Genomic DNA, 15,265 nt, shown 5'->3' on the forward strand with positions numbered 1-15,265 from the left:
AATGATATCATTTGCAGTATCCGAAAAAGCATTGGATTCATTTAAGAATGAATGGGATTTGGAAGAGGGCCAATATGTAAGAATTTATGCAAAATATTCCGGTGGAGGCTCAGATGCCTTCACTGTTGGAATTAATGCAAGTGCTACACCGATCGATCCAGCATGGGTTCAATCCATTGGTAGATTTCATTTCTTTGTTGAAAACACTGATGTTTGGATTTTACAGGATGAACTTCTTCAAATTGATTGTAATGAAGACGGCATATTTTCAACCAAAATCTCCTGAGCATCTTTTTGAGTGCAATGTACAGTAGAATATCTACTACACTTCTAGCAATTTCGCACGCTTTTGTCTATACTATTTTAAATAAATATCAGAATGGGATCTGATTTTAACAGAAGCAGGTGCAGAACATTGATAAATTTGGACAAATTAGCAAAGGCATTTACTAAAGGTGTCTATGATATAGAAGATAGAAGCAGATTAGTCATCCAGCCCAAAAGTTTATTAAGTGAATTTACCACCGTTAAGCATGGATTTCTGTTTATCATTCGCGGGGGAGCCAGAATACGTGTGAATGGAACCGTATATGAATTACGGCCAGGGTCAGTTTTTCATGCGGCTCCAGGTATGCAAATGGATTCACAGGTAATAGGACAATCAGAGCTTGAGTATTACTCCCTTTTTTATAAATTGGATATGCCAGAAGAAATGAATTGTACTACCGAATTTGACTCTCATTTCAAGCTGGAGCCAGGAGCCAATCTAAAAATTATTGAATTACTAATCATGCTTCATCAGAATACTCATCCATCCGGAGAAATTGGAAAGCTGCGTATCAAAGAGTTGTTCTTAAGCCTAATGCATCAGGTTCTGATTGCTTGCAGTTACAGAGAGAACGACAGTTCACCGAATCAAAAGATGGTTGATGAAGCCCTTGCATACATTAAACTCCATTATATGAATTCACTTACACTCGGTGAGTTAGCGGAACGGCATGCAATGAGTACGAACCGCTTCTCTTACTTCTTTCACAAATACACGGGGCTGCGTCCAATCGACTATGTCGTTAATTATCGTATGGAACGAGCCTGTGACTTACTCAAAGCAGGCAATTTTCCTATTCACGAGATTGCGGACCGTGTCGGTTATGACAATCCGCTGTATTTCAGCCGATTATTTAAAAAGAAATTCGGTGTTTCTCCCTCTGCCTATAGATAATTAGATAATATACATATCGAGTTTCTTATACTTGAATTAAGTCTGCAGCTACTGGTGATGAACCAGAAGTGCAGACTTTTTTATTTAGATTAAATAATGATGCATGTAGAATTTGAGATTTGTACATTTGAATTTATTTAAATTTTTGATAAACTCACCCTTGTAACTGAGAATCATTATCAGTAAATTGATTTATAAATGAAAGGCTGGTAGATATGACAGGAAACAGACAATTATGTATTGGGTTGTCCTTAAATGCAACCTGGATGAAAGGAGACGGCTGGCGGCACCCGGATAGCGGAGTCGAAAAGATGGGGTCTATCGAATATTATATTGATTTGGCAAAAATGGCGGAGAATTCTAAGCTCGATTTTCTATTCAGGGCTGATTATCTGTATGTTAGCCCGCAGATGTTAGGGGATTCCTCTAATTTCGGCAGCCCGGACCCTGCATTGTTTTTTGCAGCGATAGCCCGTGAAACCGAGCGGATCGGACTGGTGACCACGATTTCTACCACTTTTAATCCGCCTTACGTTGTAGCAAGACAGCTTCAGTCTTTACACTGGCTGAGCAATGGACGTGCTGGCTGGAATATTGTCACTTCTATTGAAGGCGCCGATAATTTCAGCGATTCACCTATGCCTTCACCGGAAGAGAGATATGCCAAGGCAAAAGAGTTCACAGATGTTGTATGCAAGCTGTGGGAGAGTTTTCCGAATGAGGCGATTGTTATCGACCGTCAGTCGGGTATGTTCTCGGATAAGGATAAAGTAACTGCTATAAATCATTCCGGTGAATTTTTCAGTGTAAAAGGACCGATTACTTTGCCTGCTCACAGGTCAGGAACGCCTCCGCTATTTCAAGCCGGCGCTTCGGATATTGGACGGAATTTCGCTTCTTCCGTTGCAGATGCTATTTTTGCAGCAATGCCGGATATCGAATCAGGAGTGGAGCTAAGGAATGATCTGAGAAAAAGAGCGGCAGAGCAGGGACGTGATCCGGATGCCATCAGAGTTTTGCCGGGCTTATATTTTTTCCTGGCTGATACGCGCGAAGAAGCGCTTGAATTACATAAGACCGCACATGCGAATTTAAGTCTTGAGCGCAGACATGCTTCGCTTAAATCGGTGTTAGGTCTTGATTTAACCGGTTATTCCATAGATAGGCGCGTAACTGCTGATATGTTACCCGATTCAAATCAGGCCGTCCGCAGTCGGACACATGCCGAACTATTGCGGCGGTATATTATCAAAAACCAGCCTACAGTGAAAGAGATCCTGGACAGGCCGGAGGTTGTCGGATCTGCTCATTGGGTATCTGTCGGGACAGTCGAGGATGTACTGAACGATATTATTGAGCGGTTTGAAGCGGGGGCTATGGATGGCTTCATCGCCTTGCCGGGCGGTTCAGAACAATCTATGGAACTGTTTTTTGAGAAGCTGGTACCGAAGCTGGTTGAGAGAGGCTTGTTTCGAAGTGAATATACGGGGTGCACTTTTCGTGAGCATCTAGGGATATAAAAAAAGAGAGTTGAGGCGATTGAATGATGCATGAAGAGGAAATGTTTGATGTTACGATTATTGGCGGCGGTCCGGCCGGATTATTTGCTGCATTTTATAGTGGACTCCGCGAAATGAAGACCAAAATCATTGAATTTCAGCCTGTACTTGGCGGCAAGGTGCATGTCTATCCGGAAAAGATGATATGGGATGTGGGAGGCTTACAACCTATTCTTGGCTCGCAGCTTATTGAACAAATGGTTGCGCAAGGGATGACGTTCCAGCCGGAGGTTGCTTTTAATGAAAAGGTCACATCCATCTCGAAAGATGAAGCAGGTTACTTTATATTGCACACGGATGCAAACCGGAAGCATTTCACTAGAACTGTAATATTGGCCATTGGAGGAGGCATTCTGAAGCCGATCAAGCTTGAAATCGAGGGTGCCGAAAGATTTGAAATCACAAATTTGCATTATACGGTGAAGTCACTTGCCCGCTTCAAAGAGAAGACTATTCTAATATCGGGTGGCGGAAATTCTGCTGTTGACTGGGCGAACGAACTGGCCCCGATTGCCAAGAAGGTGTATTTAACGTACCGGAAAGAGAACTTAAAGGGGCATGAAGCCGATATTTCACGCTTGGCGAACAATGGCGTAGTGTGCTTGTTAAATACTTCAATCGAAAAATTGATTGCCACACCGGATCACGAAAGAATAGGGACAGTACTGCTAAAAAGCAATGACAACGGAGAAGCATTTGAGCTGTCCGTTGATGAGGTCATCATTAATCACGGCTATGAACGCGACAAGGAACTACTGGTGAACAGTGAAATTAAAATTGATCTGTGGGAACATCGGATTTCAGGATCAGCAATGAGCGGGACATCCGTGCCGGGTATTTATGCGGCAGGTGATGTTCTGCATCATGAAGGTAAGCTGCACCTGATAGCGGGAGCGTTCCAGGATTCTGCCAATGCAGTAAACCAGGCCAAACAATACATCACGCCAGAGGCAAATTCGACCGGGATGGTGTCTTCGCACAATGACCTGTTCATACAGAAAAACCGTGATTTAATGAAGCATTTATACAGATAGTAATGATAACAACTCAAGGAGGAGCCAAATGAATAGACTATTTGGATGGATTGCATCCTTAATTATAATAGCAGGATTACTGGCTGGATGTTCCGAAACTTCAGTCACACCTGCACCTGAAGTCGGCAAGATCGAGGAAGCGGGATGGCCAAGAACAATTGCAGATGCCAGCGACAATGGAGTGGTGCTCAAGACACGACCTGAGCGGATAGCGGTTCTTCATCCTTTGTATTTGGATTACTTTTTTGCTCTAGATACGCCTCCAATCGCATCAACTAACGCAGCAGAAGCAATAAAAGATTTCGCTACTTTACAGCCTTATGCCGGAACTGCTGAGATTATTGATTTGGGCAATAGCAATGCGAATCTGGAAATGATCATGGATGCAAAGCCTGATGTGATTGTAACCTTCAAGGGTTCTGTTGATAGCAATTATGATGAGTTGAATAAGATTGCACCTGTCATCTTAATTGACTACACCGATACCTGGGAAAAAACGATGATGCTGTGTGCTCAGATTGTTGGAAAAGAGACGTTAGCAGAACAAGCCATTAAGGAAACACAAGAAATGATAGCCAATACGAAAAAACAGTTAAATAGTCTTGAAAATAAGACCTTTGCCTTGCTACGGGTCGATGGAAAAGCTAATTTTAATGCTCAAGGCTCTAAAAACACGATGTACTACAATCAAACTGTGGGCTTTGGGTTGTTGCCACCAAAGGGATATCCCGAAGAGGGCGGGGCGCTTTCTCTGGAGGGTCTATACAGCATGAATCCCGATTATATTATTATCCAGCATGATATGGATATCGCAAAGGCGGCCATCAAGGAGAAGGAAACTTCAAAAGCGTGGAACTCACTGGAAGCAGTAAAAAACAATCATGTTCTTATCTTTGATAATTCACTAAACAGCGCAAGTATCCTGGCTGTCCGTTTAGCTGCAGAACATTTCCTGCAATTGGCGGCTGAACAATAATTAATATACAAAAATCCGATTGACGCTGCTGGGCGCAATCGGATTTTTGTTATTTAGATAAATATCTTGACCTGTTGTTTGGTGAAAATAAAATATTAGATTGCAGCTGTTGTCGTTCCAATAACGTTCCCCGTTAGCATAATCACCTTAAGCGACAAGGTCATCTTACCGTCTGGTAAACGAGGCCTATGGCTCCAGAATCAAAGGTTTTGTTTTCGATTAGCTTAAGATTGATCTTCTCCTTGAGACCTTGGAATAACGGCAATCCCTTACCGATCAGAACGGGAGAAACCGTAATTTTATACTCATCAATTAAATCAAGCTGCATGAGGTGGTGTGCGAACCTAGGACTGCCGAGGATAACCATATCCTTGCCTGGCTGCTGTTTGAGGTTATTGATCTCTTTCTCGACATCTTCTTTCACGAGTCTGGAATTATTCCATTCGACTTTCTCCAGCGTCGTGGAAAAAACGATTTTAGCTGTCTTTTCGATCCACTCGGCATGATTCCGTTCATGCTGCGAAGCTGATGGGTTCGAAGGCACAGATGGCCAGTAGCTATACATCATCTGATAAGTCCCACGTCCCCAAAGGACAGTGTCGGCAGTACTCAGAATTTCTTTCGCATGTTTCTCCAAATCAGCATCATAGGAAACCCAGCCAATGTCCATTTCACCATTCGGCCCTTCTACAAAACCGTCAAGCGATGCGTGAAGAAATAGAACGAGTTTTCTCATTTTCAGTTCTCCTTTGTTCATGAGTGATATTTACACTATACATTAACTACATTTTAGCAGTTTTCTTCAGTCTAGACATTTATTATCTTTAGACAACTGTTATTGATAATGGTTATCATTTATGATGATCATTAGACAGATAACGAAGGGGTAGTCATTATGCACATCAACAATCAAATATTTCTATGGGATCAAGCGACCGTCAAGTTATTGGATGTACGCCAAATTGAAATGGTTCAAGGCGAAATTCTTCAAAAATATAAGATTCCTGCCAGTATTTTTTTACTTTCGGTACATGGGAGCGCTCAAGTTCAGTTAGATCAGGCCGAATTTTCTTTTACAGGATTTCAAATCCTCCATAGCGGGAAAGGGGCGAGCCTCAATATTGTTCCGACAAGCAAAAAATTTGTTTACTATATTATTTACTACCGTGCATGGATTCATGAAGAGGATCCCTTCCAAATACAATATTGTTTTTCCCCTGATGCACCCATTTTACTTTATAACAAAATTCAAATGATGCATCAAAAATGGAACAGGCAAGAAGAGAGACTCCATGTTAAATCACTGTTTTATCAATTCATTGATCAGGTTTTAAAAGAATTATATAGAAAAGAGACTGAGGTGAAACAAACAAGTGTTGCAGTCCAAGTAATCACCTATATTCAGGAATACTATGCGGACCCAATTACATTAGATTCTCTTGCGGAAGTATTTAATTTCAGTGCTTATCATTTGTCATCATTGTTTAAAGAGTACACAGGTATGAGTCCGATTGATTACTTAATTCGTTTTAGGCTTGAACGGGCAACAGAGCTTTTAATGACAACAGAGGCTTCTGTCGGGGAAATTGCAGCAAGCATTGGTTATAAAGACGTTTATTATTTCAGCCGAATTTTTAAGAAAAGAAAAGGTGTATCCCCTGCACATTTTAGAACAAGAGAGTTACAGGCACATAAAGTTGCTGAAAGTCCATCAAACTTCCCCACATCCTCTATTTTTGAACACATCGTTCAACAGTATATTAATAATGATAATCATTATCATAATACGGAAAAAGGGGAATTACATATGTTTAAAATGACAAAATCTCAAACGACGGCAGCTTTGCTGCTTTGCGGTTCTCTATTATTAGGTGCTTGCTCAAGCGGGACGGGCACAGCTGCGAAGGAGCAGAGTACTGGGAATGGAACCGTTAATCAAACAGTATTAGAAGAAAGTTCGAAGACTCGAATAGTATCAACGCCAAAGGGAGATGTGGAAGTACCTGCAGAGCCGAAAAGAGTAGCGGCTGACCAATATATGGGACATTTATTGAAATTAGGAATTGTTCCAATCGGTGCAAGAACATTTATGCTGGATGAAGGCTGGATGGAAAAGGCGGACATTCCGAAAGAAACGATCGAGAAGATTGAAGATTTAGGGGATTTTCCTTTAAATCTGGAAAAATTAACGATGCTAGATCCGGACTTAATTATCGGTTCAATCGATGAGAACATAGAACAATATGAGAAGATTGGAACGACTGTTTTTCTGCCTTATTGGGAGGGGTTAACAACCGCAGGGCCGCTTGATAAATTCAGGGGTGTAAGCAAGATATTCGGAAAAGAAAAAGAAGCAGAAGAATGGATTGCGCAATACGAACAGAAAGTAGCTGAAGCAAAGTCGAAACTCGCCGGTGTTATCAAGGAAGGGGAAACCGTTTCGGTTGTTTCATTTTCAGAAAAAGCGGTATACGTCTTAGCGGCAAAGGGAGGAAACTATGGTTCTTCCACTATATACAATATGCTGCAGCTGCCTCCAACAGAAAGTGCAAAAAATATGGCTGAGGGGTTTGAATCGATTTCACTTGAAGTGCTCCCAGAATACTTAGGGGATTATGTTTTTGTTTATAATGGCGATGCTGATGCAACAAATAAAGCAATGGAAAGTAACATATGGAAAGGCATCCCTGCAGTGAAAAATGGCAAAGTTTATTTGTATGGTGATAACTATCATGATGAATTCGTAATGGAGGATCCTTTTTCATTAGAGCTTCAGCTGGATACGATTGTTAATTTATTACTTGGCACTACTAAATAATTTAATAGATATGGCACATCTGAGCGAAACGGAATCCACCTCCTGAATAAATTAAATAACCGCTCCGTTTGGACTGTGGATCAGGCCGTTCCTGATAGGAAGTGGAGGAACTCCGAGAGTGAGGTTGTCCGGTACCACATAAGGCTTTGTACTATGAGCAAGTGCCTTGGTCGACCTCATCCACATAATAATTCCAAGCGCAGCATTCAAAAGAGGATTTATATCAATGGATATTAATGACATTGACATCTATAGGTTTTTCTAAAATAATAGAATGTAATTGAATACTGGTACCTTTAATTCAGTCCAGAGAGGCTGACAAGGACAGCGGATTTTTATAATCACGTGAGAAGCAGGGCATATTCCGTCAAGGGATGCTCTGTGTCTTAGCGCGGATTATGATGAACAAAAGAGGCTACTTGTCAGTTAGATCTGACGAGTAGCCTCTTTTGTTTCTGCTTTTTTGGTATCAGGACACTTTATACTGGGGGTATTCTGATGAGTAAACAAGATCAAGAGTTTTCGTGGCAAGCGGTGCCGAAAACGCAGAGAAATCATTTTGGAAAGACGTTCTCCGTCATGTTAGCATTCACTTTCTTTTCCGCAAGCATGTTGGCAGGGGGAACGTTAGGGGTCAGTTTGACATTCATGGAGTTCATTGGAATCGTGCTTGCCGGTAATCTGGCACTCGGCATCTATACCGGAGCACTGGCACATATCGCTGCCAAAACAGGTCTTTCCACGCATTTGCTTGCAAAATATGCGTTCGGTGAAAAAGGCTCGTACCTTCCTTCTTTCCTGCTTGGCTTCACACAGGTCGGATGGTTCGGTGTCGGTGTAGCCATGTTCGCGGTACCGGTCGCCAGAGCGATGGACTGGAATGTGTACCTTTTGATCTTCGTGTTTGGTCTCGCAATGACGGCATCAGCCATCTTCGGCATGAAGTCGCTCGTCATTCTGGGTTATATAGCAGTTCCGGCCATTGCTATTCTCGGTGGTTACTCCGTGTTCGAAGGAGTAAACACGCTGGGTGGTATGCAAGGGTTGCTCGATTACACACCAACAGAGTCGCTCACCGCAGCAGCAGCATTGACCATTTGTATCGGGTCATTCATTAGCGGCGGAACGTTGACGCCCGATTTTGCCCGGTTTGCCAGAACCTCCCGGCAGGCGGTTACTGCAACGGTCATTTCGTTCTTTCTAGGGAACTCACTTATGTTTCTCTTCGGTGCAGTCGGCGCAATGGCTTATAATTTGGCAGATATCTCGGAGGTCATGTTCTTGCAAGGATTGCTCATTCCTGCGATCATCGTACTGGGGCTGAACATCTGGACAACTAACGATAACGCACTTTACGCTTCCGGGCTGGGCTTTGCCAATATCACTAAAATTTCGAAAAAGTTTTTCGTTATCGTTAACGGCATCGTGGGTACCGTATTTGCCATGTGGATGTACAACAATTTCGTTGGTTTCCTGAATGTGCTGGGCGCGGCGATACCGTCCATCGGGGCGATCATCATCGCAGACTATTTTATTGTGAAGCGCAGAAACTATAAACCATTTGCCGACATGACTTTCAAAAATGTAAACTGGATCGCGATGGTGGCTTGGGTTATCGGCGTGGCCTTCGCCCAGCTGGCTCCAGGAATAACACCACTTAATGCACTGATTGGAACAGCGGTTGTATACACCGTGATAATGCTGATCGTTGCTAAGAAAGAATCCAAAGAAATGGGGAATAAAAATGATTATACAGAACGCAAAATTGCGGGGTAAAGAAGGTTTATGGAATATTGTTGTGAAAGATGGGAAGTTTGAGCTTATAACGCAGTCAATGGAACTAACTGCGAATGAGGAAGTAATTGATGTTAACGGCTCACTTGTGCTGCCGCCGTTCATTGAACCTCATATTCACTTGGATACAACGTTAACAGCAGGTGAGCCGGAATGGAATTTGAGCGGAACACTGTTTGAAGGCATCCAGCGTTGGTCAGAACGCAAGGCCTTCCTGACGCATGAAGACGTCAAAACGCGTTCCAAAACTGCATTGAAGTGGCAGATCGCGCAGGGTATCCAGCATGTACGAACACATGTAGACGTTACTGATCCAAGCTTGACCGCCGTAAAAGCGATGCTTGAAGTAAAAGAAGAAATGGCACCGTTCATTGACATCCAGCTTGTCGCTTTTCCACAGGAAGGTATTCACTCCTTCCCGAACGGCGTGGAATTACTAGAAGAGTCGCTGAAAATGGGCGTTGACGTGGTGGGTGGTATTCCACACTTCGAATTCACAAGAGAATATGGCGTTGATTCGATGAAGGTTGCGTTTGACCTCGCTGAAAAATACGACCGTCTGATCGATATCCATTGCGACGAAATCGATGACGAGCAATCCCGTTTCTTGGAAGTTGTAGCCAAAGAAGCTTACGAACGCGGGCTTGGCTCCCGTACGACAGCAAGCCACACGACGGCGATGGGGTCATACAATGACGCATATACGTACAAATTGTTTAGATTACTGAAGATGGCTGACCTAAATTTTGTCTCCAATCCTCTGGTTAACATCCATCTGCAGGGACGCTTTGACACTTATCCGAAAAGAAGAGGGTTAACTCGCGTCAAAGAACTGCTGGAAGCGGGACTTAATGTATGCTTCGGTCACGATGACATTTTTGATCCATGGTATCCGCTTGGCACAGGCAATATGCTTCAGGTGCTGCACATGGGTATTCATGCTTCTCAGTTGCTCGGATACGATCAAATCGTAAATTCAATCGATCTTATTACGAAAAATAGCGCAAGGACGTTGAATATCGAGGATATGTATGGCATTGAAGTAGGTAAACCTGCCAATTTCATCGTTCTTGAAGCAGAGAATGAGTATGAGACCATTCGTAAACAGGCCGGAGTACTTTATTCGTTCAGAGCCGGCCGCAAAATCGCGGAAACAAAGCCGCGGGACACTTCGATTATTCTTGAGAACGGTTCGGAAAAGATTACTTTCAATAAATAATCGAATGAAGTATGTGCTGCATCAAGCAGCGCCTGCTTTTTAGCCAAAAATCCCCTCATGATAGTCAGGAATATAAGAGATCACGTGATTGTGAACTCTTCCTGTATACATGGGGGGATTTTTTAGTGTCTAGTGTAGGACTCAGTTCATGAATCAGTACTTCAGCACAGTAAAATTTGTTATAAGTACATTCAAAAGAGAAAAAAGTGGGATTTTATATATTGGTTGTGATAACCGTTTTTCAATAGACGATGTTTCACTCAGCTAACAGGCAGTTTACAATAACAGTGCATGGAAATTTATGGGATTAAAAATGTAAAGAAGGTTGAGAACATGGGAATGCGTGGTTATTACTTTGCAATGGATGACAATCTGGTGCAGAAAATCTCAGTAGGAGACATTGCATTGAAGAGTTTGAAAATAGACGATTATCCCGGACTGGACATTGATAGATCCTGGGAGGCGATTCACTACTTGCTTTGTGGAGATATCTCCGATGGAGATGCGCCTCTTGGGTATGTTGTTCCACTGACGTCAGAAAGAGCCATCGATTTTGGCTCATACGGGGCTTTTTCCTTACGTGCCGAGCAAGTTGCAGAAGCGCTTCAGGCTATGTCTACGCTGGTTGAAGCACAGCTCCGTTTGCGGTATAATTTCCCGGCCATGGTCAAGAACGAGGTATATCCTCTAGATCCTGATACTGTTTCAGACGAGGATAAGGACGAGTTCTTTGCTTACATGCTTCAGCATTTTAACGAAATCCGGCGTTTCTACAGTCAAACTGTAGCGAAGGGCAAAGGTCTCATCTTCTATATTTTCTGATTCCAATAATTTGAATCATTCAGGGGCTAATATATCAAATAGTGCTAAACTAACATGAAACGTTAGTTCAATTAAACAGCGACAGTCTAGGACTATATTTTTCGTCCTTTGCTGTCGCTGTTTTGTCGCTGTTTTAATTCTAGGGTCAGTCTATTACTTTACTTGCCGCTGAAAGTTGTTATATTTTTGTAGAATCACTTAGGACATTCCGGACCCAAACTCCAGTATCACTAAGACTTTTTTCATAGCTTATTTCCAAGATTCGACCTTGTTTTCACCCACTGTATAGGCCGAAAGTATAAATTTACAACACTTTACAAAAATCTATGTTTTTCCTAATCCTTATGAGATAGCATATTAGACGAAAGCGGTGGACAATTATGGAAAAATCCACCGATCTATATCTTAAGGAGGAAGAATATGAAGGAGAAGCGTTCAGGTTGGAATAAGAAGCTGCTAAAAAGCATGCTGGTTGCATCTGTTGCCGTACCCCTGCATTTATTCGCATTCGGAGCCGGCTCGGCGATATACGCTGAGGGACCAAGCGACCCCGCCCCATTCATTGAAGCCAAAGTGGTCAACGAGCATGCAGGCCAGAAAATTCTGTTTGACAATACCCACGCGCAGACGGCCGGAGCGGCCGACTGGGTTATTGATGGCGCTTTTTCCGATTTTGGCAATGCGCTTGCGCAAGAAGGCTATTACGTAAAAGAGCTTCGTAAGACCACTCCGATTACGCTAGGCGATCTTTCCAGCTATGACGTCTTCGTCGTGGCCGAATCTAACATTCCATATAAATCCAGCGAGCAGGCAGCTATGGCAGAATACGTGGAGAACGGCGGCAGCATCTTCTTCATCGGAGATCATTACAATGCGGACCGCAATAAGAACCGCTGGGACGGCAATGAGGCATTCAACGGTTACCGCCGCGGAGCTTGGGACAACCCGGCCAAAGGAATGAGCACTGAAGAGGCCGGTTCCGCGGCAATGCAAGGCGTGGTCAGCTCCGACTGGCTGGCGGAAGAGTTCGGTGTCCGGTTCCGCTTCAATGCGCTCGGTGACATTAACGCCACCAACATCGTGGCTCCCGATCAGGCCTTCGGTATTACATCAGGAGTATCAAGTGTAGCCATGCATGCCGGCTCCACGCTGGCAATCCTCGACCCGACCCGGGCGAAGGGCATCGTCTATCTGCCGAAAACCAACAATGCTTGGGGCAACGCGGTGGACCAAGGTGTCTACAATGGCGGCGGCGTAGCGGAAGGTCCTTATGTGGCCGTGGCGAAAAAAGGTGCCGGCAAAGCCGCCTTTCTCGGCGACTCCTCCCCAGTCGAGGATGCCACACCGAAGTATTTGCGCGAGGATACCGGTGCCAAAAAAACGACTTACGATGGCTTCAAGGAGGCTGACGATGCTGAGCTCCTGGTGAACACCGTTAACTGGCTCGCCGAACAAGAGAGCTATACGGATTTCACCAAGGTAAGTGGCCTGACGCTGGATCAGCCGACGCAACTGCTGCCGTTCGAAGAGCCGACGCTTTCCACCGAGCCGCAGCCAGAGCCATGGGCCGCTCCGAATGCCGGCTACAAATGGTTTGACCGCACCAGCTACAAGGCGGGCTCTTACGGCGGACCGGCGGCTACTGCAAGTGCGGTGTACAATTTCACGCACCAAACGGTGCTGCCGAACGCGCAGGATTTCCAGATTCGTGTCAGCGCAGATAATCTCCCTGCCAATACGAGCGTATCAGGATTCCAATTGGGTATCTATCAGGTGAGTAGCGGTGCCCAGATCGCCAAGATCCAGAACAGTGACGGCACTTGGCCGAGTAGCTATGCTTACAGCACCAACTTTAGCCTGACTTCAGACTTGAACGGCCATGCCTACAAAGATCTGACCGTGCAGATCAAACCGGGCACCACGGCTGCATCCAATCTGCGTCTGCGCCAGAACGGAACGAACCTGAAGACCGAATCAGTAACGCTCGGTAACGTCCCAGCAGAACCGCTGCCGGACGAGGAAGATCCGATTCCGGCGACCGTTTCCATCGGCGAAGCCCGGACAAAGATTGTTGGATCCTTGGTGACGGTTGAGGGGATCGTAACGACTGAGCCGGGTATTTTCGGGGGGCAAACCTTTTATCTGCAGGATGAGACCGGCGGACTTTATGTCTACCAGAGCCAAAGTGACTTCCATGCCGGCGACACGGTCAAGGTAACAGCGTCCACGGCGCTGTACAATACGGAGCTAGAGTTGACCGAAGTTGTGCAGATCGAGAAGACCGGCACTGCGAAGCTGCCCGAGTCCGTTGACGTGCCGGCAGTGAACGATACCAATCAAGGTCAGCTGCTCAAGCTTAAAGACGTGAAAGTGACGAATATTATCACAGCCACTCCAAGCGGTTCCTTTGAATTTGACGCCATCGCCGATGACGGGACAAGCAATCACATTCGCGTGGATGCCCGGACGGGCATCACGAAAGACAGCTTCCCTTATGCGGAAGGACAGAAGCTCGATATTACGGGCGTAGCCGCGATCTTCAAAGATGTATACCAACTAAAACCTAGAAGTCTCGGAGACTTCAGCATTGTGGAAGAAGTGGGGGCTCCGGTAACGACGGCAACCCTGTCGGCAAATCCGAACGCTGCCGGCTGGTTGAACCAGCCCACCGAAGTAACCCTGAAGGCCGACTCTGATACAGCTAAGGTTTATTACTCGCTGAACGGCGGTGCGGAAGCCGTATACAGCACTCCGTTGGTCGTAAGCAAAGATGGACGGCATACGCTGTCTTATCATGCGGTTTCGGGCAAGGGAAAGGCGGAAGAAACTAAGACACTGAGCCTTAATATCGACACGGTTTCACCGACAGCGGAGCTGACGGAGTCCGGTCATGCGGTCGGAGATGTGGAGGAGGAAGCCCAGCTTAAGTTTGTATTGGCTGCCGAAGATAATCTGTCTGGCGTCACCTCCAAGCAGCTTCTGCTGGATGGACAGCCCATAGCTGACGGACAGACCCTGAATGCTGCGGAGCTGGGTGCCGGGTCCCATACTGTAAACTACGTCGTGACCGACGCCGCAGGCAACACTGCCGAAAAGAGCTACACGTTCCAAATTACTGGCGGAGCGGCGCTTGCAACTGACAAGCCTGGACAGCCAGTGTTGTCTTCGAACAGCGGCTACGGTTATGGACTCAGTGACGGTAACTTTACCGTCACCATGAACCTCTGGTGGGGCAATAACGCTACCAGCTACAAGCTTTATGAGAATGGCACACTGATCGATTCCAAGTCTCTGAAGGATCTATCTCCTTCCGCGCAGATGGCAAGCACAGCGCTTTACGGTAAGCCGAATGGCACCTATATATACACAGTGGAGCTAACCAACAAATACGGCACAACCAAGAGCCAGCCGCTCACGGTGACGATCCGCGATGCCGCACCGGGCAAACCGGTCCTGGCCCATGACAACTGGGACGGAGATGGCTCTTATAAAGTAACGATGAATCTGTGGTGGGGCACTAATGCCACAGAGTACCGCCTTTATGAGAACGGGCAACTGATCGACACGCAAGCGCTAAACGCCAACACGCCTTCGGCGCAGAACGCTACGACTGACGTCACTGGTCGCGCTTCCGGCAATTATGAATACCGGGCGGAGCTGGTTAATGCAGCGGGAGAGACCATAAGTGATATCATCAACGTAACCGTCAACAAATAATACGATGAGCGTTTAAATCTTGTAAGAAGTATTCCAAGGTGTTGCATACCTATTTGCTGTTGATCTAAATATGTCTCCAGGAGGTGCTTATATCTTTCAGATAT

Annotated in this window: 11 protein-coding genes; 10 read left to right on the forward strand and 1 reads right to left on the reverse strand. The window is 45.1% G+C overall.

Annotation, left to right across the window (positions count from 1 at the left end; all coding sequences use genetic code 11):
• Position 1: 1 nt before the first annotated feature.
• The 5 genes from MKY99_RS15335 to MKY99_RS15355 all read left to right on the forward strand — a co-directional run bounded on the left by MKY99_RS15335 (position 2) and on the right by MKY99_RS15355 (position 4,791).
• On the forward strand, positions 2–286 hold the full coding sequence (locus MKY99_RS15335) for a Fe-S cluster assembly protein HesB (RefSeq protein WP_339264774.1): 285 nt from the start codon (positions 2–4) through the stop codon (positions 284–286).
• A gap of 138 nt (positions 287–424) precedes the next feature.
• Positions 425–1,222 carry an AraC family transcriptional regulator gene (locus MKY99_RS15340; RefSeq protein ID WP_339264776.1) on the forward strand — a complete coding sequence of 266 codons (798 nt, stop codon included), beginning with the start codon at positions 425–427 and terminating at the stop codon, positions 1,220–1,222.
• Positions 1,223–1,437: 215 nt separating this feature from the next.
• A complete protein-coding gene (locus MKY99_RS15345; protein WP_339264779.1) occupies positions 1,438–2,742 on the forward strand; it encodes an NtaA/DmoA family FMN-dependent monooxygenase in 1,305 nt (434 codons plus the stop codon).
• A 26-nt stretch (positions 2,743–2,768) separates the two neighbouring features.
• On the forward strand, positions 2,769–3,815 hold the full coding sequence (locus tag MKY99_RS15350; protein ID WP_339271662.1) for an NAD(P)/FAD-dependent oxidoreductase: 1,047 nt from the start codon (positions 2,769–2,771) through the stop codon (positions 3,813–3,815).
• Between the two features lie 28 nt (positions 3,816–3,843).
• Positions 3,844–4,791, forward strand: coding sequence for an ABC transporter substrate-binding protein (locus MKY99_RS15355; RefSeq protein ID WP_339264781.1), 948 nt, complete (start codon positions 3,844–3,846; stop codon positions 4,789–4,791).
• Between the two features lie 160 nt (positions 4,792–4,951).
• Here MKY99_RS15355 and MKY99_RS15360 read toward each other — a convergent pair whose 3' ends face one another.
• Entirely contained in the window at positions 4,952–5,527 is a 576-nt protein-coding gene (locus MKY99_RS15360; RefSeq protein WP_076299809.1) for a dihydrofolate reductase family protein, read from the reverse strand.
• Positions 5,528–5,686: 159 nt separating this feature from the next.
• Here MKY99_RS15360 and MKY99_RS15365 point away from each other — a divergent pair, with 159 nt between their 5' ends.
• The 5 genes from MKY99_RS15365 to MKY99_RS15385 all read left to right on the forward strand — a co-directional run bounded on the left by MKY99_RS15365 (position 5,687) and on the right by MKY99_RS15385 (position 15,161).
• Complete coding sequence (locus MKY99_RS15365; protein ID WP_339264782.1) at positions 5,687–7,609, forward strand: AraC family transcriptional regulator; 1,923 nt, start codon at positions 5,687–5,689, stop codon at positions 7,607–7,609.
• A gap of 498 nt (positions 7,610–8,107) precedes the next feature.
• The gene (gene codB / locus MKY99_RS15370) at positions 8,108–9,385 is read left to right on the forward strand and encodes a cytosine permease (protein WP_339241117.1); all 1,278 of its coding nucleotides are present in this window, start codon (positions 8,108–8,110) and stop codon (positions 9,383–9,385) included.
• Positions 9,354–10,622, forward strand: coding sequence for a cytosine deaminase (locus tag MKY99_RS15375; protein ID WP_042188420.1), 1,269 nt, complete (start codon positions 9,354–9,356; stop codon positions 10,620–10,622). Before codB ends, MKY99_RS15375 begins: the two co-directional genes overlap by 32 nt.
• A gap of 333 nt (positions 10,623–10,955) precedes the next feature.
• A complete protein-coding gene (locus MKY99_RS15380) occupies positions 10,956–11,444 on the forward strand; it encodes a YfbM family protein (protein ID WP_339264784.1) in 489 nt (162 codons plus the stop codon).
• 465 nt (positions 11,445–11,909) lie between these two features.
• Positions 11,910–15,161, forward strand: coding sequence for a chitinase N-terminal domain-containing protein (locus tag MKY99_RS15385; RefSeq protein ID WP_339271664.1), 3,252 nt, complete (start codon positions 11,910–11,912; stop codon positions 15,159–15,161).
• Positions 15,162–15,265: the final 104 nt, after the last annotated feature.

The sequence above is a fragment of the Paenibacillus sp. FSL R5-0470 genome (assembly GCF_037975205.1).
Taxonomy (GTDB): domain Bacteria; phylum Bacillota; class Bacilli; order Paenibacillales; family Paenibacillaceae; genus Paenibacillus_AQ.